This is a genomic window from Thermococcus eurythermalis (assembly GCF_000769655.1).
Lineage (GTDB): Archaea > Methanobacteriota_B > Thermococci > Thermococcales > Thermococcaceae > Thermococcus > Thermococcus eurythermalis.
This window is the reverse complement of record NZ_CP008887.1, coordinates 837,182-858,799: the sequence shown is the minus strand read 5'-3', so window position 1 is coordinate 858,799 and position 21,618 is coordinate 837,182. Positions and strand designations below refer to the sequence as shown.

The 21,618-nt window shown below is 51.6% G+C and carries 21 protein-coding genes and 1 tRNA gene; 16 read left to right on the top strand and 6 right to left on the bottom strand.

All coding sequences use genetic code 11. From position 1 onward, the window contains the following. The first annotated feature begins 8 nt into the window (after window positions 1-8). The 10 genes from TEU_RS04550 to TEU_RS04510 all read left to right on the top strand — a co-directional run bounded on the left by TEU_RS04550 (window position 9) and on the right by TEU_RS04510 (window position 7,330). Window positions 9-1,427 (top strand): hypothetical protein, encoded by a 1,419-nt coding sequence (locus tag TEU_RS04550; protein WP_050002654.1) that lies wholly within the window; start codon window positions 9-11, stop codon window positions 1,425-1,427. A 7-nt stretch (window positions 1,428-1,434) separates the two neighbouring features. Further along, window positions 1,435-2,643 (top strand): hypothetical protein, encoded by a 1,209-nt coding sequence (locus TEU_RS04545; protein WP_050002653.1) that lies wholly within the window; start codon window positions 1,435-1,437, stop codon window positions 2,641-2,643. Between the two features lie 103 nt (window positions 2,644-2,746). Continuing rightward, complete coding sequence (locus TEU_RS11870) at window positions 2,747-2,944, top strand: hypothetical protein (RefSeq protein WP_227738770.1); 198 nt, start codon at window positions 2,747-2,749, stop codon at window positions 2,942-2,944. Window positions 2,945-2,949: 5 nt separating this feature from the next. After that, the gene (locus tag TEU_RS04535; RefSeq protein WP_227738769.1) at window positions 2,950-3,546 is read left to right on the top strand and encodes a hypothetical protein; all 597 of its coding nucleotides are present in this window, start codon (window positions 2,950-2,952) and stop codon (window positions 3,544-3,546) included. A 15-nt stretch (window positions 3,547-3,561) separates the two neighbouring features. Continuing rightward, window positions 3,562-3,894: a hypothetical protein gene (locus TEU_RS04530; protein WP_050002650.1), complete on the top strand. Its 333-nt coding sequence runs from the start codon at window positions 3,562-3,564 to the stop codon at window positions 3,892-3,894. A gap of 49 nt (window positions 3,895-3,943) precedes the next feature. Beyond that, a complete protein-coding gene (locus TEU_RS04525; protein WP_050002649.1) occupies window positions 3,944-4,585 on the top strand; it encodes a hypothetical protein in 642 nt (213 codons plus the stop codon). A 104-nt stretch (window positions 4,586-4,689) separates the two neighbouring features. After that, window positions 4,690-4,878: a hypothetical protein gene (locus TEU_RS11865; protein WP_227738768.1), complete on the top strand. Its 189-nt coding sequence runs from the start codon at window positions 4,690-4,692 to the stop codon at window positions 4,876-4,878. Between the two features lie 92 nt (window positions 4,879-4,970). Further along, complete coding sequence (locus TEU_RS11860; protein ID WP_227738767.1) at window positions 4,971-5,330, top strand: hypothetical protein; 360 nt, start codon at window positions 4,971-4,973, stop codon at window positions 5,328-5,330. A 194-nt stretch (window positions 5,331-5,524) separates the two neighbouring features. Next, complete coding sequence (locus tag TEU_RS04515; RefSeq protein ID WP_050002648.1) at window positions 5,525-6,073, top strand: 50S ribosomal protein L16; 549 nt, start codon at window positions 5,525-5,527, stop codon at window positions 6,071-6,073. 114 nt (window positions 6,074-6,187) lie between these two features. Continuing rightward, window positions 6,188-7,330 (top strand): RNA ligase, encoded by a 1,143-nt coding sequence (locus TEU_RS04510; protein WP_050002647.1) that lies wholly within the window; start codon window positions 6,188-6,190, stop codon window positions 7,328-7,330. A gap of 101 nt (window positions 7,331-7,431) precedes the next feature. Here the strand turns inward: TEU_RS04510 and TEU_RS04505 are convergent, their stop codons facing one another. Both TEU_RS04505 and TEU_RS04495 read right to left on the bottom strand, forming a co-directional pair. Then, window positions 7,432-8,514 carry an AAA family ATPase gene (locus tag TEU_RS04505; protein ID WP_050002646.1) on the bottom strand — a complete coding sequence of 361 codons (1,083 nt, stop codon included), beginning with the start codon at window positions 8,512-8,514 and terminating at the stop codon, window positions 7,432-7,434. Between the two features lie 1,400 nt (window positions 8,515-9,914). Further along, window positions 9,915-9,992 (bottom strand) — tRNA-Lys (locus TEU_RS04495). Window positions 9,993-10,485: 493 nt separating this feature from the next. On the opposite strand from TEU_RS04495, the gene TEU_RS04490 reads away from it, so the two are divergent. Both TEU_RS04490 and TEU_RS04485 read left to right on the top strand, forming a co-directional pair. After that, entirely contained in the window at window positions 10,486-12,486 is a 2,001-nt protein-coding gene (locus TEU_RS04490; RefSeq protein ID WP_050002644.1) for a S8 family serine peptidase, read from the top strand. 39 nt (window positions 12,487-12,525) lie between these two features. Next, window positions 12,526-14,268 carry a prenyltransferase/squalene oxidase repeat-containing protein gene (locus TEU_RS04485; RefSeq protein WP_050002643.1) on the top strand — a complete coding sequence of 581 codons (1,743 nt, stop codon included), beginning with the start codon at window positions 12,526-12,528 and terminating at the stop codon, window positions 14,266-14,268. 46 nt (window positions 14,269-14,314) lie between these two features. On the opposite strand, the gene bpsA is transcribed toward TEU_RS04485, so the two are convergent. Then, window positions 14,315-15,370: a N(4)-bis(aminopropyl)spermidine synthase gene (gene bpsA, locus TEU_RS04480; RefSeq protein ID WP_050003936.1), complete on the bottom strand. Its 1,056-nt coding sequence runs from the start codon at window positions 15,368-15,370 to the stop codon at window positions 14,315-14,317. Window positions 15,371-15,482: 112 nt separating this feature from the next. Between bpsA and TEU_RS04475 the strand changes: the two genes are divergently transcribed. The 3 genes from TEU_RS04475 (at window position 15,483) to TEU_RS04465 (ending at window position 17,140) form a co-directional block, all read left to right on the top strand. Further along, the gene (locus TEU_RS04475) at window positions 15,483-16,223 is read left to right on the top strand and encodes an ATPase (protein ID WP_050003935.1); all 741 of its coding nucleotides are present in this window, start codon (window positions 15,483-15,485) and stop codon (window positions 16,221-16,223) included. A gap of 62 nt (window positions 16,224-16,285) precedes the next feature. Continuing rightward, complete coding sequence (locus TEU_RS04470) at window positions 16,286-16,816, top strand: metal-sulfur cluster assembly factor (RefSeq protein ID WP_050002642.1); 531 nt, start codon at window positions 16,286-16,288, stop codon at window positions 16,814-16,816. A gap of 132 nt (window positions 16,817-16,948) precedes the next feature. After that, the gene (locus TEU_RS04465) at window positions 16,949-17,140 is read left to right on the top strand and encodes a ferredoxin (RefSeq protein WP_050002641.1); all 192 of its coding nucleotides are present in this window, start codon (window positions 16,949-16,951) and stop codon (window positions 17,138-17,140) included. A 95-nt stretch (window positions 17,141-17,235) separates the two neighbouring features. On the opposite strand, the gene TEU_RS04460 is transcribed toward TEU_RS04465, so the two are convergent. Continuing rightward, on the bottom strand, window positions 17,236-18,408 hold the full coding sequence (locus TEU_RS04460; RefSeq protein ID WP_050002640.1) for a nicotinate phosphoribosyltransferase: 1,173 nt from the start codon (window positions 18,406-18,408) through the stop codon (window positions 17,236-17,238). Between the two features lie 97 nt (window positions 18,409-18,505). Between TEU_RS04460 and TEU_RS04455 the strand changes: the two genes are divergently transcribed. After that, window positions 18,506-19,294, top strand: coding sequence for an SDR family NAD(P)-dependent oxidoreductase (locus TEU_RS04455; protein ID WP_050003934.1), 789 nt, complete (start codon window positions 18,506-18,508; stop codon window positions 19,292-19,294). On the opposite strand, the gene TEU_RS04450 is transcribed toward TEU_RS04455, so the two are convergent. Both TEU_RS04450 and TEU_RS04445 read right to left on the bottom strand, forming a co-directional pair. Continuing rightward, entirely contained in the window at window positions 19,286-20,188 is a 903-nt protein-coding gene (locus TEU_RS04450) for an MBL fold metallo-hydrolase (RefSeq protein WP_050002639.1), read from the bottom strand. The two genes, TEU_RS04455 and TEU_RS04450, sit on opposite strands and share 9 nt — an antisense overlap. Beyond that, complete coding sequence (locus TEU_RS04445; RefSeq protein ID WP_050002638.1) at window positions 20,185-21,486, bottom strand: hypothetical protein; 1,302 nt, start codon at window positions 21,484-21,486, stop codon at window positions 20,185-20,187. Before TEU_RS04445 ends, TEU_RS04450 begins: the two co-directional genes overlap by 4 nt. Window positions 21,487-21,618 lie beyond the last annotated feature (132 nt).

Here is a 21,618-nt window from a genome sequence, read left to right as displayed (position 1 = left end):
TGGTAACGTTGAACCGCCGGTGGGTTGGAGTTCTGGTGTTCCTACTCATGTTGACACTGCCCGGGGCCTCTGCCCTTTCTTTCCCCTGGTCGGGAACCCAAATCCTCGAGACGAGCGTCGGAGCGTATCCGATTCACCTCAGCGGGGTTGAGCAAAGCGGCAACATCGCGGTCATTACCTGGGACGTCCCACCAAACTGCATCTCCGGCTATGGGACTGTCCTTATAAGTAAAGACGGCAGGAGCGTCACCGAGCGCGTCAGCCTTGGCCGGTTGAAGCCCTGGGGCAAGAAGGTTGCGGTCTTCTTCAACGTTAGAGAGCCGATTTACGTCAAGCTGCGCATTACCTCGGGAAACGGCGTTTTCATGAGCTCGTGGGTAAAGCTTGAACCGGCTTTCAAGTTTCCAGTTCTCCCCAAGGCCTACGGAACCAAGCGGGACACCACCAATGGGGAAGAGATAAAGCCCCAGTTCGTTCCGGCGATTATAGGAACTATAGTTATTGTGGGGACTACTCTAAAGGATGCTTATGATGCGTACAATGCGTGCAAGAATTACGGCATAGGGTCTATGGAGTGTAAAGTTCAGAGTACGCTCCTCATCGTTGGAGTTGCTATTCCTGGCGCGAGTGATAAGGGGATAAGGCTTGTCTCAAAGCTCGGCAAGAAGTTTGGAGTGTCCGAGAAAATTTACAGCGTTCTCAAGAGGGCACGGGTTATAGATAGGGCAAAGCGTGTCGTTAAGAAGTTCTTTGGAATCTTCGACGATATTGTAAGGCACGGTGATGACGCCGCGAAGGCCCTCGACGACCTCGTCAGTGCTGGAGTTTCAACGGAGGCAATTGAGGAGGCCGTCAAGCACGGGGCAACGGTAAAAGCCGTGAAGGAAGGGATTGAGAAGTTTGCAGAGAAGGAAATTAAAACGAAATTTTCAGTCAGAGTTGGAAGCACTACTAAGAGCATAGAAGTTGTTTTTGAGAAAGGCTCTGAAAGAGATGGTGGTCTTATTCACACATGGCTAAGACACGTACTTGGAGTGTCTATGGAAGACATGTCTAATAAACCGGTCACTAATTTCTGGCCGATGGGTCAAGAAATAATAGTCAATGGTCAAAAGAAAAAGTTGCCGAAGGTCTTTGACAGTCCAAAAGAACTGAGAGAGTTCATTGATGAAGTTCTAAAACGTGTAAGCAATGATGAAGACTTAATACGGGAGCAACTAATTAACAAATGGGGAGCTTGGAAAAGTAACGTGCCCCTAAAAATTGACCTGAAAAAATACGGTATCAATGTTGATGGCATTGAAGAGATAGTCATAGAACTCAGGCTTGAAAACGGGAAATACGTTGCTAAAACAGCGTACCCAACAAAAGGGTGGGCCGTCTGGCAGTATAGAAGCACGACAGGAGAATGGATTTGGCTGGGGTGATTAACTCATGAAGAAGGGGAGCATTAACGACATATCCAAACACGATAAAGCAGGCCTTAGTGAGGACTTTATTTCTTTTTTTTCCTTCTTGTTGCGTGATACTAACATTCTTCTCCTAAGTAAAAAGGGAGCAAAAGTTGAGAAGCAACAGTATGAAAATCTGCTAAGGATAATTGACGTTTTGCTTACTGGAACTTCTTGGTTAATGTTGTCAGAGCGCGTTGAAATACCCGTGGGGTCTATAGAATTAGCCAGAGAGCTTGGATTTGAAATTCAAAAAGAAAGCTCAGTATATCACGCGAAAATACCCGCCGGAATTAATCTGTTCCTTGAACGCTCGGGCAGGAGGTTGAGGATCCACTACTACGCCGAATTCCAAAACTCACGAGTGTCCAAAGGTACGATTGAATTCGAATTCGACAAATTTGTTAATGAATTGCTCAGGATAGCAAAGAAACATTTGATTGAACATGCATCAAAAGAAAATATGCTACATTCCCATCTCAATGAGGCCTCGGTGGTACTCGAATTTTATAAGTGGATCTCGCGAAAATGGAATAACGAAACTCTGAGGGACATTCACGATAAAGTCTCTATTACAACCACCCACCTGCACTTTGAGATATGCCTAAATAAGTTCAATGTGGGCGAAACGTTTAATCCCTTTCCTGTGGCAATCTGGCTTGACAATTATCTTTTGGTAGGGGCATGCCAAGAGACTAACGGGGAGAAGAAGGTTATGGGAATACCAATGGAGCCTTTGTATGTATTCAATGAACTTCTTTATGCGGTCTCATGGATTATGGAGCCGGACTCCTCAGAAGGGGGTTTATACGCTGGCGAATTAAGAAAATATGTTCAAAAACTCGGCTTTTCAGTTGGGAATAAGAATCCACTCTACTTAGTTTCCTTTGGTTGTTGTAGCACTATAGTTTTTGAGCGTGAAAATGATAATCTGTTGATTCACTACCATAACTCGCTGAGGAACTGTGATGAGTTGCCCAATGGGACAATTGAGGTTCCCCTCAAGGAATTCATTGAAGATTTGCTGAAATGTGTATTTGCATACCTGACAAGGTACATGGACATTGTGGAGAAAATCAGAGCCAGTCACGGTCAAAAACCGGAAGAATATGCGTGCAATGAATTGTGGAGTAACTACAAATATACCCTAAGGAAATATCTGAGACTTACTGGAGCTATATCAGCTCTTTAAGGCTTTCAGGAACGAGAAAGAGCTCAGAGAGTTCCTTGATGAAGTACTGGAGAGGGCACTTCAGAAGGAGACGTACTACACAGAATTTAGGGGACAGAGCTTTGTGAAGCTAAGGGTTAACCTTAATGAACTCGGCATGCACATAGATGGAATAGATGTGGTGGAGTTTCAGTTCTCATACAACCAAGCTACTAAGGGTGCCTACGAGATCATTACAGCGTATCCCTCAAAAGGCAGGAAAGTTTTAGGGTACGTGTGGGACAGAGAAAAACAATCTGGTAAATGGATACGTATGGGGTGACTTCAATGAGGTGCAGACTTCGTGGAGAATTCATTGAGGTTGAAATAGATTTGGAATCCTTTGAGCCAGATCCATTTCCTGGTCGTTTTCCCATTCTTTTTTTGGTGGCTGGGCATGAAGTGGGTGGGTACCACAATGAGGGATGGCTTGGTGACTTATATGCCCTCTTTCAGGATCTACTTCTCTGTACGAGAGATCTCCTAAAGTACCCTGAAAGTTGTTTTAACAAAAGGAAAAACGCTGAGAATGACGGTTTTGATTTATTGCCTGATAGTTATGTCTGCGGGCCAATACTTGACCTTGATTTTAACACGTATTATCTCGAAAGAAAAGGGGAATTGTTGCGTTTTCATTTCATAAATGAGGCTCCCAGGTACATTTCCTCAAAGAACCCTCTTCAGGGCACCATTGAGTTACCGTTTGAGGCCTTTGTCGCTGATATTCTCAAAATAAGCGAGGAGTATCTTGAAAAATGCTTCCCAATAGAAATGGAGATTAAAGCCATGCAATATGACGGGTTTGTAGAGGAAATTTCTCGGCTTAGGCGATACTTAGAGAACCTCATACACGAAATTAAAACAGAGCTGGATTTTAAGCATTAATAAATCTTCTGGCCGTTGGGTCAGAAGATTGTCGTGAACGGTCAGGCGAAGCAATTGCCGAGGGTCTTCAGGGATGAGCGTGAGCTCAGGGAGTTCCTTGATGAGGTGGTGAAGAGGGCGCTTAAAGACCCTGACTATGCGAGAAAGTTCAATGGTGGTGGCAAGGTTGTACTGACAGTCGACCTTAAAAAGCTCGGCATAAATGTGGAAGGAATCGATGAGGTCGAATTAGTGTTCCTGAAGAAGAAGGGCTCCTCCAACTACTACCTTAAAACGGCGTATCCCACGAGAGGTAACAAAGTTCTCGAATACAGGGAATGGAGTGGTGAATGGATAGTGGCCGGATAATCCCATTTCAATTTCATTTTTTCTATTGAGTAAGTGAGGGGGTGATAGCATGGACACGCTTAAGTTATCGAGCAAACACTTTCATGTAGAAGCGGATTTAAGGAAATTTTACGGAGGAGCGTATCCGTTTCCTGTTGTTATGTTACTGGATGGTCACGTTGTTGTAGGTATGTGCTGGGAAAAATGGAGTTCTGGAAAGCTGACTGGGGCACCTGGGGACCCTTACGGGATTGTGCAGGACTTGCTTGACAGCATCAGATTCTTTATGAGGGCAAAACCAGGGGAGCTTGTGGGTGTGAAGAGGGATACAGTTAGGGAATACGGCTTTCATATGGAAGAAGACTCTCCAATTTACTCCGCAACATCCATAGCGGACTCTGTCTACATTTTTCTCGAAAGAACAAAGAATGCTGTGAAGGTGCATTACTACAACAGACTGCTTGACGAAACGGACTGTCCAGAATTCAAGGGGAAGCAAAAGGGCACCGTTGAATTGCCTCTTATGGAGTTTGTCGAAGATGTGCTCAGGATTTCAGGGGAATATTTCAAAAACTATGCAAGTATAATAGAACAAATCATGATGAAACGGGGAGAGGAGCCATATAATCATGATGTCCTCCGGAAATTATATCGAGAAATCAAAGAGTTGCACCAAAAAGAATTGAGAATTTTTGAAGGCAATGTGGTTTGAGTTCAAGTTCGAGAATGGTGAATTCGTGCTGAAGACGGCGTACCCAACGAAGGGTTGGGCTGTTGGGACGTATATTCCTGGTAGGGGTGGCTGGCAGTGAGGTGGTGGGAATGTGGGTTACAATGAAGGGAAAACACTTGACTGTTAAGGTGGATCTTGAGAGATATATCAACACTCCCTCTCCTTTCTTTTTGATTTTTATGATAGATGAGCACTTACTCTTGGGAGCCTGCTGGGAAGGAGAATTTGAAGGAGCCAACGTGGACGTTTACGGGTTTTTGAGAGTTTGTTAACTGCCTGTTATTACTTTCTACAGCCAGAACACCCGCACGTTCGGGACTTAACAGAATACGGCAGAAAAAACGCGGAAGAACATGGATTTGAATTGAGAAATGAAGTTGTTGTGTACCAAACTACTCTTGTTGCAGAGGCAGCTGGAACGTATTACTTTTGCTCTACAAGAGACCTTACAAGGATTTACTATGAGAATGATTTTCTCAAATTCACGGACTGTCCTGAATACAAGGGCAAGCACAAGGGGGTCGTCGAACTTTCCCTCAAAGAGTTCGTTGAGGATGTTTTGAAAATCAGCAGGGAGTACTTGGAGAAGTATGCTCCGGTCATCGAGAAAATCAGGCTTGAGCACGGGGAAGAGCCTAATAATTACGATAGCCTCTGGGAACTCTACAGGGAAGTGGAGGAACTGTACGAGAAGAAGTTCAGGCCAGAAAATCGTCGAGCCTAAAACCGGGAGGGTCATCCAGCTCCCCAAGGTCTTCAGGGACGAGCGCGAGCTGAGGCTTCACTATCCGGCGCTGGGGATATACCGGGAGAGCATGCGCCGAGACCCATCATCCCACGTTGGCATTCCAAAACTTTTATAAGGAACTCAACTCGCCTAAGTTTAGGCTTAGCTTACGCTCATTTGGAGGTGAGAGTATGGGACTCAGACCAGCGAAGATTGATAGGGACGTTGACAAGCCCGCTTACACGAGGAGGGAATACATACGCGGTGCCCCAGGACCGAAGATAACGATATTCGACATGGGCAACCTCTCCGCCGAGTTCCAGTACGAGGTCAGCCTTCACGCTGAGCAGGCGATGCAGATAAGGCAGAACGCCCTTGAGGCCATCCGTATCCAGGTTAACAGGTACCTCCAGAAGAACGTCGGAAGGAGCAACTACCACTTCAAGATCCGAGTTTATCCGTTCCAGGTTCTCCGTGAGAACCCGATGGCTACCGGAAGGAAGGCCGACCGTTACGGAAACGGTATGCGCAGGCCCTTCGGAAAGCCGATTGGATTGGCCGCCCGTGTCAGGAAGGACCAGAAGATACTCACCGTCTGGGTGAACGAGCAGCACCTTAAGTTCGCTCTCGGCGCCATGCACAGGGCCAAAATGAAGCTCCCCTACAGCGCCTATTACAGGATTTACGACAAGGACGGCAACGACGTTACCACCAAGGTTCTCTCCACGATGAAGCGCTGAAGCTCCCCGTTTTTCACATTTTCTAATTGCTTCTGCTATGCTCCTAATGTACAGTGTTTCTCAGGAATCATAATAATTATTAACAATGCCGCCCAACTCTATGCTGGTGGGACAATGGTAAGTTCGGGCTTTAGGGCGATGCTTCTCAAACTCGGCGTCCCGGAGGACAGGCTGGCGGTTCTTGAGGGCAAGGGCGGGATTACGGAGGACGAGTTTGAGGGCATCAGATACGTCCGCTTTAGGGACTCGGCCAGAAACTTCCGGCGGGGGACGGTTGTCTTCGAGACCGGTGATGTCGTTCTGGGCTTCCCCCACATAAAACGCATCGTCCAGCTGAGGAACGGGATAAACAGGGTCTTCAAAAGCCGGCCTTTCTACGTCGAGGAGAAGGTGGACGGCTACAACGTCCGCGCCGTCAAGGTTAAGGACAGGATTCTCGCCCTTACAAGGGGCGGCTTTGTGTGTCCATTTACGACCGAAAGGATTCTGGACTTCATAAACGAGGAGTTCTTTAAGGACTATCCCAACCTCGTCCTTGCGGGCGAGATGGCGGGCCCTGAGAGCCCCTACCTCGTTGAGGGGCCGCCATACGTGAAAGAAGATATTGAGTTCTTCCTCTTTGATATCCAGGAGAAAGGCACCGGGAGAAGCCTCCCAGTTGATGAAAGGCTCACACTGGCCGAGGAGTATGGAATCCCCCACGTTGAGACCTTCGGCATCTACGACCGCTCGAAAATCGATGAGCTCTACGAGCTTATAGAGAGGCTCAGCCGGGAGAGGAGAGAGGGCATCGTCATGAAGACGCCCGATATGAAAAGGGTAGCGAAGTACGTGACGCCCTACGCCAACATCAACGACATCAAAATAGGCTCGCACATATTCTTCGACCTGCCGCACGGCTACTTCATGGGGAGGATTAAACGCCTCGCGTTCTACTTGGCCGAAAAGCACGTTAAAGGGGAAGAGTTCGACGAGTACGCGAAAGCCCTCGGCAAGGCCCTCCTCCGGCCGTTCGTTGAGAGCATCCACGAGGTCGCCAACGGCGGCGAGGTCGAGGAGGTCTTCACGGTGAGGGTGAAGAACATAAGCACGGCACACAAAATGGTCACCCACTTCGAGAGACTCGGCGTGAAGATACACATAGAGGACATAGAAGACCTGAAGAACGGCTACTGGAGGGTGACCTTCAAGAGGGTTTACCCCAACGCGACGCGCGAGATAAGAGAGCTTTGGAACGGGCTGGCGTTTGTGGACTGAGGTTAATTCTAGTCTCCCAACATTCTTCATTCTTATCAAACCATTGAGGGGCATATGGAAATGTGAAGGGACTAAAGAGACCTAACTTGCGCCCCTGCAAGTTAAAGTTCTCTAAAGATTCTCTGGAGCACGGGGTCTGGAATCTTGTATTCTCCCCCTTCTTTCTCCACGTAGCCAGACTTCACGAGGTTTTCGAGGAGCTTTGAAAAGTTCGAGTCGTTGATGTAGCCAAGCTTGAGGGTGAGGTAGTCTTTGATATCCTTCCACTTTGAATATCCAAGGGCTATTCCTTTCAAGATAACCCTGTACCTTGGGCTGTACGCAAAGAGTCTCGACAGTTCGGTCTGGATCATGCTCTTGGCTTCCCTCAAGACTTCGTTTATTGCCTCGTTGTGTCCGAGGTTCCTTGTGGCCCTTATATATCCGTAGAGGGCCAACCAGCCAGGGATTCCGTCGAGCTCTCGCACGGCATCATCTATCTCCCTTTCAGTCACTGGGAAGCTGGCTTCCTCAAACCCTTTCCTTAAGAATTCGGCACTCATATCTGGACTGAACCTGTTGAGAACCACGTCATGGTGATAGCGGCCGAAGAGGGGGGCTTCGGGGTCATTGAACTTGAGAAAGTCAAAGAGCAGACCCACCTCAGAGCCAGTGAGAATGAACGTCAGGTTCTCAAGATTGTCAACGGCGTAGGCCAAGATCCCATCGTACCTTGTCGCACCGCCGAAGCGGAGATACTGGGCCTCATCGAATGCTATTACGACCCGACCGGCGTTTTCTCCGTAGTCGTTGAGGGCCTCAAGGAGCTCCGTTATCGAGAATTCCTTTGAAGTTATCTCCACTCTAAACCCAGAGATTGATATTCCCCTGACCCTTTTGAGAAAAATTTTGGCCTCTTCGAGCAGTTTTCTCTTCGCACCCATCGCCGACAGGAGCATTTTTCCGATTACGTACCTGTTGACCGAGGAGAACTCTGAGTACGTTTTTCGCACGTCCACTTTGATGGACGGGTTGGGAAGTTCGCTCAGCGCAACGTTTAGGAGTGAGCTTTTTCCCAATCTCCTGAGGCCAAGAAGGAGGATCAGCCTCTCTCCACGCCTAACCGCGTCCTCAATCTCCTTTAGCTCGTTCTCCCTATCAAACAGTTCTTCCCTCCTGGTCTTCGGGTAAGGTGAGAACAGCATTAACTTGCACCCCCACAAGTAACTTGCACCCCTGCAAGTTAAAAGGCTTTCCCAAAATTTTTCTTGCGAAAAGCTCTCATCTAACTGGCAGAAAGTCAATCGTGCGCTAAAAAAGTCATAAACCTTCAAGCGAGTTTATTCTTTAAACAAGCACTCTCAAACAGTTTCCAACCCCATTATTGGCGTCCAAAGGACGCCGTGAGGAAGTGAAACACTCGCAAAAGAGCACTTCGAGTAAAACCCCCTAAGTTTTAAACCTTCAAAAAAGCACAACACTTTTCCGCCAGCGCTGAAACTTTGCTAGGCAAAGTTTCATCAAAGTTAGTGACTCCTGTAGAGGGCTCTTGCGAGTGTTTGCGCTTTCAAGGGGGCTTTCTGCAGAGAATTCCTTATTCAATAATAACTCGAAAAAGGTTTCTCTTTGAAAGCGCTCCGGAGGAGCGCGAGTAATGATAAACCCTCATGCAGGTGTCTTTGAACGTTGGAATTCCAAACTTCCAGAACCCTAAGAAAGTGCAAACATTCCCAGAGTGAACACTTCAGAAAAGAATCACAAACCTTGATCAAACTTCGCGAAGGCGAACAAGCTTTAAGAAAGCTTGACCAAAAGATTGCCCCCTCATCAACGAGCAAAAATCAGCTGTGCACCAATAGGTTTTGGCAGTTCTCAAGCGAGTTTATTCTCCAAACAAGCACCCTCAAGCAGTTTCAAATTCATTTTGGCGCCCGAAGGGCGCTTTCCTACAGTGAAACACTAGCAAATGAGCAGGCTAAACAGAAACCCACATTAAAAGCCTAGCAATTTTAAAATGGCACTCGCTTTTCCGCCAGCGCTTGCGCAGGAAGCTTTTGGAAAAAGCTTCACCAAAAGCTCGTGATTCCCCTTCAAAGCTCCTATGTAACATGATTTCAAAACCAAGCTGGTCGGTAGAAGCCTGAATTCACTTGATGACTTAGACTTTCTTCTTAAGTTCTACTTAAACCGCGCTCCAAAGGAGCGCCTAAAAGCTTGAACCCCTTGTTAAAAGACGCCCTTAGAGAAATTCACCTTTCCACAGGAGCAATCAATGAGAAATCCACTCAAAGAACAGCAACTCAAAAGAGAATCACAAACCTTGATGAAACTTTGCAACAGCCTTTAAGAAAGGCTGGCGAAATGAGCGTCCTTCTCACCAAAGAACAGAAAACAGCCGTGCACTAATGGAAAAGCAAGTTCATACTGGGTTTAACACTACGATAAAACCCCTTGAAGTCGTTTCAGCATCCTATCAGCGCCCAAAGGGCGCCTCCTTAGAGCGAAACACTCTGAAGTGAAACAACCCTAATAAAAACCCACTCTAAACCTTGCACTCTTAAAAAGGCACATCATCTTCCGCCAGCGCTTGCGAAGCAAGGGCTGATGGCGGGCCGGGCGGGATTCGAACCCGCGGCCACGGGGTTAAAAGCCCCGCGCTCTAACCAGGCTGAGCTACCGGCCCACCCCGAGGGGATAACCAGCTGAGGCCTTATAAGTTTTGCTCTCTTCTTTCGCTCCCCGGCTCCGTAACTGAAGGTGTCATGCCGTTGAATATGCTACATCTCAGGGGGCCCACTTCTGGAGTAATTCCAAAAAACAATTCGACATTGTTGGTCGTCGCTCTGCAGAGAGACCGAAAAATTAAAGAGCTCTGCTGAACCATGCCCAAATCACTAAAAATTTTCCAACATGTTACATACTCGCTCTAATAATGGATATTTAGCACATGGGCATATAGTCCTACCAAATTAGTGAATGTGTTACGATAAAGCAAGGACGGGAAACAGCCCATCACACAATACCACCAAAATAAAGAGCAATGATAACCATGTAATGTACATCGTAGCAATGTACATGACTAAGATGTATAATGTTGCGTAAAGTTTTTATCCAAAATACCTCAATGCCGGGAAGCCCGGGTACCCCCGGGCGTACCGCAGTATGGAGGTGCAACCATGAGAAGGCTTAACATGGTGGTGCTCGCAATATTGCTGGTCGGCCTGATGGCCGGGAGCGTTATTGCCGCTCCCAGCAAGCCTGTTTCTGTTAGGAACACCCACCAGGAAAAGAACTACGGCCTCCTGACCCCGGGCCTCTTCAAGAAGGTTCAGCGCATGAACTGGGACGACGAAGTAAGCACCGTAATAATGTTCGACAACCCCGCCGACAGGGACATGGCAATAGACATTCTTAAGTTCCTGGGCGCTGAAATCAAGTACAGCTACGACGTTATACCAGCTGTGGCCGTTAAAATGAAGGTCAAGGACGTTCTCATGATAGCCGGAATGATTGACACCGGCTTCTTCGGCAAGAGCAAGATGAACGGCATCAAGTTCATACAGGAGGACTACACCGTTAAAATCAACGTTGACACAGAGGGCCTCGACGAGTCCGCCGCCCAGGTAATGGCGACCAACATGTGGAACCTCGGCTACGACGGCTCTGGAATAACAATCGGTATCATCGACACTGGTATTGATGCCTCCCACCCTGACCTCCAGGGCAAGGTCATTGGTTGGGTTGACTATGTGAACGGCCGCTCAAGCCCATACGATGACAACGGTCACGGAACCCACGTCGCGAGCATAGCCGCCGGAACCGGTGCCGCGAGCAACGGCAAGTACAAGGGTATGGCCCCTGGCGCCAAGCTCGTCGGCATTAAGGTTCTCAGCGGTGAGGGTTCAGGAAGCATCTCCGACATCATAGCCGGTGTTGACTGGGCCGTTAAGAACAAGGACAAGTACGGAATAAGGGTCATCAACCTCTCCCTCGGCTCAAGCCAGAGCTCCGACGGCACCGACTCCCTCAGCCAGGCCGTCAACGCCGCCTGGGACGCTGGAATCGTCGTCTGTGTAGCCGCCGGAAACAGCGGGCCGGACAAGTACACCGTCGGCTCCCCGGCCGCGGCCAGCAAGGTCATAACAGTCGGTGCCGTTGACAAGTATGACGTTATAACCGACTTCTCCAGCAGGGGCCCGACCGCCGACGGAAGGCTCAAGCCTGAAGTTGTCGCTCCTGGTAACTGGATCATCGCCGCCCGCGCCAGCGGAACCAGCATGGGACAGCCGATAAACGACTACTACACCGCCGCTCCCGGAACCTCGATGGCCACCCCGCACGTCGCTGGAATCTCTGCCCTCATCCTCCAGGCCCACCCGGACTGGACTCCCGACAAGGTCAAGATGGCCCTCATCGAGACGGCGGACATTGTCAAACCCGACGAGATAGCCGACATCGCCTACGGTGCCGGTAGGGTCAATGCATACAAGGCCGCCTACTACGACAACTACGCCAAGCTTGTCTTCACCGGCTCCGTAGCCGACAAGGGCAGCCAGACTCACCAGTTCACCATAAGCGGCGCTTCCTTCGTCACCGCCACCCTCTACTGGGACAACGCCAAGAGCGACATTGACCTCTACCTCTACGACCCGAACGGCAACCAGGTTGACTACTCCTACACCGCCTACTACGGCTTCGAAAAGGTCGGCTATTACAACCCAACCGACGGCACCTGGACCATTAAGGTCGTCAGCTACAGCGGCTCGGCCAACTACCAGGTCGACGTCGTCAGCGACGGCTCCCTCGGCCAGCCTGGCAACAGCGAGCCCGCTCCCCAGCCCTCCCCACAGCCGGAGCCCCAGCCGACTGTTGACGAGAAGACCTTCACCGGCTCCGTCCACGACTACTACGACTACTATGACACCTTCACGATGACCGTCAACAGCGGCGCCACCAAGATAACCGGCGACCTCATCTTCGACACGAGCTACCACGACCTCGACCTCTACCTCTACGACCCGAACCAGAACATCGTCGACCGCTCAGAGAGCTCCAACAGCTACGAGCACGTTGAGTACAGCAACCCTGCCCCTGGAACTTGGTACTTCCTCGTCTATGCCTACAACACCTACGGCTGGGCCGACTACCAGCTCGACGCTAAGGTTTACTACGGTTGATTTTTAACCCCCCATTCTCTCTTTTTTGAGGTGATACGCATGAAGCGGGTTCTTGTAGCGGTGTTCCTCTTCATGCTCACCCTCTCATCAATCCCCCTCGCGGGCGCTAAAATCGAGCCGTACCTCTACAATCCGACCGTCCCGGACACTGCCTTCTCTGTTATTGCCCTTTACGAGACCGGGAACCACGCCGAAGTCCTTGAGGGGTGCGAGTGGCTGATGGCGATAAGAACGCCCTTCGACTCGTGGGGCTACAAGTACGGAGAGGAGCACGAGGCCAAGTACACCGCCATGGCGATGATGGCCCTCATGAGGGGCGAAAGGATAGCCAGGGGAAGGTACAACGCGACCCTGAACAGCGCCGCCTACTGGCTCATCTACAAGCAGAAGCCGGACGGCTCGTGGGAGGACTATACTGGTACTGCCCTTTCCCTTATTGCCCTTAAGGAGTTTCTGGAGGGTGGCTACCTCGACGAAAAGCTCCCCGGCTTCAGGGAGCAGGTCGAAGAAGCCATCGAGCGGGCTCAGGGCTGGCTTATGGACAAAGAACCCAAGACCAAGGCTGAGGGGATATTCGGCTACATGGCGCTAGGAAAGAAGAAAGAGCTGAAGGAGATGGAAGCTGAGGGAGAGCTAAAGGCCTACAGGGCGTTTGCCCTGGCTTATCTCGGGGAAAAAGTCACGCTCAGTGGAGAGTTCAACTCAACGGTCGCGGTGGCGATGGCCCTCTACGCGACGAGAGATGAAAAATACCTGCAGGAACTCCTCAGGAGACAGCACTTCGGCTTCTGGGGAACGCTCCACTACCGCGCCCTCGACCTGGTCAGCGTTTCTAAAATCCGGGGCTTCAATGGCCTCCAGCATGAAGCATGCCCCTACATCTCGAAAATCACGCCCACAACCGAATGGGAGAAGGTCATCCTCGCGGATTACTACCTGACCTGCAACCTAACCCCCAAGTTGCCCTCAAACATCTCCGACCTGCTCCCCTGGCAGGTGGCAGAGCTCGCGAGGGTCAAGGCCGCTCTCGGGAAGGACTACAGCAGGGAAGTCAGTTACCTCCTCTCAATGGGCAAAAACGGAGTCTGGAAGGACTTCTATAACACCGAATACGTCGTCTGGGTGCTTAAGACACTCAACGTTAGCTACGACTACGAGCTTTCGCTCCGCTACCTCAGCGAGAACCTTACATGGATGCTCACCACTGCCGACCCCCGAACAGGAAACCCCGTCTACTACAACACCCCCACCTACTACTTCGCTTACGCGGTTATCGTCTTCAAAGAATTCGGAATGGAGAATGAGCTAAACGAGACCCTTGAAGTCCTGAAGGAGAGGCAATACCCGAATGGGGCGTTCCCATACACCCAGGGTTCGGTGGCGGGAATTACCTCAACGGCGAAGGCCGTCTGGGCGCTCCAGGAGGCGGGGCTTACTGAGAGCCAGATGTACGAGAAGGGCGTCCAGTTCCTCAGAGACCTGCTCTACGCCGAGATACCGAAGCCTGAGGTGAGTGGAGACGCCGTGAAGCTGGCCAACGCGACGTTCATTCTCGTGAAGGACGCGCTGTACATCGGCAATTCAACTGACAGCGCGGAAGTCGGCGGCCTGGACGGTTACGTCGTGATATATCCTTCACAGCACCCGCTCTCAATAACCGCAAAGAAGGTAAGCGGATTCAAGGCAGTTGCCATGGAGCATGGGAAGAGCACAAACTACACATACGTCGCCGTTGCAGTTGTACTGATTTTGATAGCAGTGGCAGTCTGGAAGAAACGCTGATTTCGCTTATTTTTTCTCCAATTTAAGAGAAAAGGAACAGGAAAAATCAGGTGGTCGAGGCTTCCTCGTCGTTGTAGAGCTCGTCCCCGACGGTAATCCTGTCCTCGAATCCCTTTGAGCCCTCGAGGGTCTGAATCCTGAACATGTAGCTCTTGTACCAGTTGTAGGACGGCTTGACCTTGACCGGGAGGAGCTTCCAGGCGCGCGTTTCTTCCTCGTAGCCCCAGTTGACGTACTCGTTGAAGTTCCTGATGATGTCGGTTATGACGACGTTGAACTCGTCAATGAGGAGCCTCTGAATCTCACGCCACTTGTTGAGCGAGCTCTCTCTCCTGGTTATGCCGAAGTAACCGGCGCAGCCGGGACCTTTGAGCGTCGCTATGCCCCTTCCAACGAAGGCCCTTATGGCCTCGACGGTCTCGGGCGGGTCGGTGATGAAGGTGTCGAACTTGTGGAGCGCGTAGTCCGGGAGCGGCTCGCGGAGGTCGAAGGTGAACATCTCGATGTTCTCGTAGCCGAGCTCGTCGGCGGTCTTCTCGATGAACTTGACGAGGCGCTCGTCTATGTCGAGGACCGCTATCCTCTTCGGAAGGCCGCTGAGCATGAGGGCTATGCTGGTGAGGTCGTCGTCGCCCAGGACGAAGACCTCCTTGTTCTCAAGGTCGCCGCGTGTGTGCATGAGGGCTATCCTGGCGACGGTGGTCTCAGGGGTGACGTAGGCCTGGTCGAAGTCGTGCTTGGGCTGCGGCCTGTCCTTGACTATCTCCTTGAACTCCTCAAGGAGGTCGCTGAAAGCTGAGAGCTCGACGGTCTTGCCCTGGCAGTGGGAGCAGGTGTAGTCCCTCCTCGGTCCGATTCCATACTTCTCTACCAGACTCTTTCCGCTCTCGGTGAGAACGACGTTCGGGCCGTCGAAGGCCACGTAGCCGAGCTCGTGAAGGGCGGTGATGACCGCGACCACGAGCGGAAGCGGCTCCTCGCTGAGGTCAACGATGCGCCAGACGTCTCCGCTCGCCATGATGGCGCTCAGAACGTTCTCAATCGTCCTCTCGTAAACGGGAATGCTCGTCTTCTCCTTAACCCTCTCCACTATCTCCCTCATCATGAATCCCTCCAGAAGGATTTTTTGTTCGTAAACGGGGTTAGGGTGGGCCTCTTTTAAGGTTTTCCCAGAAGTGGCAAATTTAATAAACCACCACTCTTACGCGCCTCCGATGATTAGACCCGTTGGAGACGACTTCGTCAAGCGCTACCGCCTTGAGTACAACCTTGAGGCCCTTGAACGGGTTAGGGGAGAAATTGGAGAGAAAGCCTATTCCCGCATGAAGGCCCTGATAGAGTACCGCCTCTGCGGAACGGAGTTCGACCGCTCGCCGATAGACGTTAAGATAGCCCTCGCCTTCTCCGGCGGTTCGGACAGCACGGCCACGCTGAAAATCCTCCGCTGGGCCGGCTTTGAGGTTGTTCCGATTATGGCAAAGCTCCCCCAGATGAAGGAGCAGGTCATCGAGAAAGCCATGGGGCACGGCGCGGTTCTTGTGGAAGTCCCCGGCTACCTTGAGGCGATAACCGAGCAGATGAACAAGGGCGCCCCGATATGCGGCCGCTGTCACTCAATGATTATGGAAGCCGTTGAGAGGAAGGTGAAGGAACTTGGCGTAAGAATTCTCGCGACGGGCGACCTGCTGAGCTCCGGCCTTATCTCAATCTACAAAAAAGACGATCTGGTAGTCCTGAACTTTCCCGCCTTTCTTGCCCTTGACAAAGCTGAGATAATCGAGCTGATTGGTGGGAAGTACGACTTCAAGTTCGGCTGCCCCCTCCTATGGAAGACGTTCAGGAGGGCACCGGGCGTCAAGCGCTTTGCGATACAGCGCGTCCTCCGCGAGCTCAGGGCCAGGGCAATAACCCCGGAAATAGCGGAGGCCCTTATATTCGACATACTGTCCAGGTGATTACCCACTTCTGGCCCAAAAGGTTTAAATCTGTCGTCCTGAACTTCACACAGGTGGTGATTATGGTAACAAAGGAAGAGGTTGAAAACGTCATCAGGAAGGTAGTTGACGAGAAGTTCGTAAAATCCATCGAGGTCGACGAAAAGGGCAACGTTACGGTCACCCTAGCGAAGGACACCCCCAACATCGACGACGTTCTGATAAAGCTCCACTCCGAGCTTGGAAAGCTTGAGGGGGTTGGCACGATAACGATAAACCGCGAGAGGGAGGTAAAGGCTGAGGAGAACGTCGAGCTGAGCGAAGAGCTGGTTCTTGAGAAGCTCAAGGAAGTTATTGACCCCGAGATAGGCATCGACGTCGTTAACCTGGGTCTCATATACGAGGTAAAAGTAAGGCCCGACAGGACGGTTTACGTCAAGATGACTATGACTACCCCAGGCTGTCCGCTCACGATGTGGATTCTTCGCGCGGTTGAGGACAAGGTTCTCGAAATCCCCGGTGTTAAGGACGCCGAAATCGAGCTAACCTTCGACCCGCCGTGGACGCCGGACAGGATAAGCCCCGAGTACAAGAAAAAGCTGGGTCTTTACTGACCCACTCTGTCTTTTTATATCCATCTCTGCTTTCTTTCATGCCATTTTCCACAGATTCTTGTTTTGAACCGCCGGTTTTAGGGACGAAAAGTTTATATTCGTCGGACTCCACTTAAAACCGGTGATGCTGCCATGGCGTGGAAGGTTACCGTCGACCAGGACACCTGCATTGGTGATGCTATCTGTGCCAGCCTCTGCCCGGACGTCTTCGAGATGAACGACGAGGGTAAGGCTGTTCCAATAGTTGAGACCACTGACCTCGAGTGCGCCAAGGAGGCCGCTGAGGCCTGCCCGGTCGGCGCTATTACCCTCGAGGAGGTCTGAAGGCCTCTCTTTTTCCTCTTCATTGTTGAGCTGGCTTTTCTAGAGGTTCTAAAAAGTTTGAAAGAACAGATAAGGACTAAGAACAGAAAAAGAGCTCACTCCAGGCTCAGCCCGAACTTCTTCGCCTGCTCAAGCACGTACTCCCTTATTTCACGTGCCTTTGGTAACTCTGCCACTATTTCGCCGTTCTCGATGAGCGGCTTAAGGAGCGGCTCGACCTTGGCACCGCAGATCGGGCACTTCTCAAGCTTTTTATCCGCCGGGACGCGGTGGTAGTGGCCGTTCTCACAGCGGTAGACCTGCTTCCTTCCGCTGAGCTTGCCGCGCTTGGTTATGGGCTTCCCTTCGACCTCAACTATGTCAAGCGAGAAGTCAACGGGCTTCGCCGAAGCTATGGAGCCACCGACGCCGAAGGCGTCTGCAACGTCCACTATCTCCCTTATTTTCTCCTCGTCGAGGCCGCCGCTCACGAATATCTTAACGTGCTCGTAGCCCCTCAGGTCGAGCTCCCAGCGGACTTCCTCGATTATCCTCCTGAAGCTGCCCCTCCTTGAGCTGGGAGTGTCGAGCCTCACCGCCGCAAGCCTCTCTCCAAGTGCTTCAGCCGCCATGAGTGCCTCGAACTTTTCATCGCAGAGCGTGTCAACCAAAGCCGTCCTCGGGACTTCGGGCTCAACCACTTCGTCGAAGTACTTCCATGCCTTCACTTGGTCGCCGACGGTGAGAATCAGCGCGTGGGGCATCGTCCCGACGGGCTTCTCCCCTATCATCTCAGCACCCAGGACACCTGAGACGCCGTCGCAGCCGCCTATGAAGGCCGAGCGGTCAATCATAGGTGCTATTGCCGGGTGCATGTGCCTTATGCCAAAGGAGTAGACAGGCTTGAAGTCCGCCGCTATCTTCGTCCTGAGTGCGGCGGTGGCTATTCCGCTCGCCTGGCTGAGCATTCCGAGCAGGGCAGTCTCGTAGATTCCGAACTCCTCGTAGTAGCCCTCTATCTGGAGCACCGGCTCGTAGGGGTGGAATATCGTGCCTTCCCTCATCGCGTAGACGTTCACGGGCAGGCCCTCAAGGAGCTTCGCTACCTCTTCGATTCCTGCTAAAACCCCCCACTTCCAGCCGTTTGGTAGAGATGTGGTGGTCACATCGGCGAAGACCTTCCTGTGGATGCCCTTCGCATCGAGGATTTTCTTCGTCCTGATGAAGTAAACGTCAGTGGTCTTTCCGGCTTTGATATCCTCCTCATGGGCGATGTAGAAGTCTCTCATATCGATCACCTGATTGAGAGTCCGTGCAATCCGATTTAAGGGTTTCCAATGGCAAACCTTATGGGAAGAAGCGTCGAAATATTAAACCATGACCGCGATGAAACCCATTTCCGAACTCATCTCCCTAAAGGGAAGGAGGGCCCTGATAACGGGCGCAGCATCGGGAATTGGCCGTGCAGCGTCCCTGAGGTTCGCCGAGGCCGGGGCAGACCTTGAGCTTGTGGACGTAGACGAGTTCGGGCTGAAGGGGGTCAAGGAGCTCGCAGAGGAGTTCGGCGTCGAGGTTAACGTCCACCGCGTTGACCTCTCGCGTAAGGTCGAGATTGACCTCCTCTGGGAAGCCCTGAGGGGAAGGGAGCCGGACATCCTCATAAACAACGCCGGCGTCTACTGGTTCAAGGAGTTCACTGAGGTTGACGAAGACTTTTATGAGAAAGTCATGGCGATAAACCTCCACTCCGTCTTTTGGATGTGTCAGCACTTCGTCCGGGCGAGGAAGGACAGGGGCGGCGTGATAATCAACGTGAGCTCCATAGAGGCCTTCCTGCCCTTTGCGAGGGGTTTGGTTCACTACGATACGGCCAAGCTCGGTGTGGTCGCCTTAACGAGGGCGATAGCGAGGGAGTACGGGAAGAAGATCAGGACAAACGTGGTGGTTCCGGGCGGTATAGAGACGGAAGGAGTGAAGAAACTCAAGAAGGAAGCGATAATGAAGTTTAACGTGGAAAAGATGGGAATATCCTTCCACTTCAACGCCCGCCTCCCCATGGGACGCTTTGGGGAACCCGATGAGGTGGCGAGGGTGATGCTCTTTCTCGCGAGCGACCTGGCGAGCTACGTCAACGGCGCGGTAATTCCCGTGGACGGCGGCTTTCTGTCAACTTAACCTGAAGGGAAGCTCTACCTCTTCGCCCTTCTCGATTTTGTGGAGCTCCCTGCGGTATGCCTCAAGCGGCCTGTCCCCGACATTCACAAAGCCAGCAAACGTCTTCGGCCTCTTCTCAAGCTCGTCGAAGAACCTCGGATAGTTTTTGTCCCTCACGATGTGGTGGTCGAGGATTATCTTTGCCCCCGTCTCGCGGATTATCTCGTTAAGGTTCTTAACGCCGGTCTCCCAGCTCCCCTCGGCGCGCTTTCCAAGGTATGTAGGCGGCCCGCCGGTTATTAAGATGTCTGGAACTTTCTCAATTATCCACTCGACGGCCTTCCTGTTGAGGAGCTGGATGTCGCTGGCGTGGATTAACCTCTTCGAGCCGTCGTCTATAAGAACCATCACCACGAAGCCGAGCCTTGAGCCCTCGCTCCCGTGAGGAACGGCTGGCGAGAACTCCAGCTTAAGCCCACCGAGGTCGAAGCTCCTCCCGTCGGCGAACTCGATCTTTTTCGCTATCGGCTCAGCGTTCTTCAGGAAGGCCCAGGCCCTCTTCCTCTGGCTGAAGTTTATGTTTTCCTTGGGGTGCTTGGTGAAAATCAGCTTCCCGGTATAGATTTCTCTCGCGTACTCCTCGCTGGAGCTCTCGTAGAGGCCTTCAAAGAACGGCGTGTGGTGGTCGTAGTGGTAGTGCGAGATTGCAACAACGTCCGCCTTCCTCGCGTAGGCCTGGACTTTCTTTCTCATCTTCTGCAGGGCCTCAAGCTCGATTTTCGCTGGCGGGAGGCCGTAGCGCTTCGGCCCAAGGGCAACGCCTGGGTCTATGATGATTTTTACCCCTGCGGCTTCAACGAAGGTCGCGAGACTCCTAACGCCGAGGCTCTCAGAGGCGAGCGGGACGACCCTCATCCGATTCCCTCCCAAAGCAACACTTCGACACCATCGCCTCCAAGGTACTCCCTGAGCGTAACCTTCCAGGGGGCCAGCGAGAAGTAGTACATTGGATCCTGGTATGGCACGCCTATTGTTATCTCGGACACGTCCCCCTTGAGAACAATGTAGTTATAGGCTGGATAGCCCTCGAAATACTTAAGGCCCTCCCATTTCTGTATGCCCGCATCTCCAATATCCACGAGAACCGCCGTGGTTCTCTCCCCAGTTATCAGCTCGACCGGAGAGGAAATGTTCATTAGTCTAATGTGGAGCAATATCATGTTGTCTCTGAAACCCGCATCAACGAGCTCGGCGTTTCCGTTGCCCATTTTCTTTATCATGACCGTGTAGCTGTTCCGGAACTTTCCGGTAGGGCTACGCTCCATCTCGGCGTATATCTCCTCCAGCTTCCTGCCTGCCTCATCGGAGGCCTTAAATGGAGCCATTTGATATGCTAGTTCAAACGACGGAAGCTGGTACACTCCAACATAGTAGCCGTCTCTGAGGTAACCCCCGGTCATGCTGTAAACACTCAGCATTTCCTCAAGTGATGAGAAGGGGACAGCCTTGGCCGTACCGGCCGGGAACCACCCTATCACCCATGTGTTCTCATTGGCCCTTAAGACCTTGAACTTGCTCTCTCCATAGGAGATATGGAAATACGAGGTCGCAAACCAGTCGTAAAGCTCCCAGTGGCCGTCGGGATAATGGGCCACCAGAAAGGCGTGTCCTATGTCACACGGGGGCCTGCTGGATACGAAGAAGTACTCCGCGGTGATGTTGTATATGAGGTTTATGCGTTTCATGAGGGCGTAGCTTACGAGTGTCCAGTCCGAGCACTTGCCCCCATGCACTACAGTATAAGAGGGCAGATCAAGCCTAGAATCACGAACGTAATTCACTCTGTCAAGAAGCAACATATAAGCGGTTCCCCGCACAAGCTCCGGTGTAGGGGTCTCGCCCATTCCCTCTATCAAGGCAATGCTTCTGCTGATGATATCATCTAAATACCTCCGGAGGACATCGTTGTTAAGGTCTTTCTCAAGCTCTTCGGGTGAAAACCACACGTAACCTGGCCTCTGTGAAGAGTTTTCCTGCTCCTCGAACAGGTCAGACAGCGATGGTAAGGACGGCCTTGTCACGTTGCCAGCGTTGCTCCGCCGGTACTCAATGAGCTTGACGGGCGCAAGGAAGAACCTTTCGAGCCCGCTTCCTTTATCCGGAATCGGGAGAAACGTAACGGCTACGTTGCTCAGCAGAAGAAAGATGAGCATCACCCCGATTACCGGCTTCAGTATCAGGGTACGCCCTCTTCCCGCCATGGTGTATTATAATTCGAACCAAAACTTCTTAATCGTTTTGTCTCGGGGGCCTTTAGATACGTTAGGGAGAACTTTTTAAGGGCT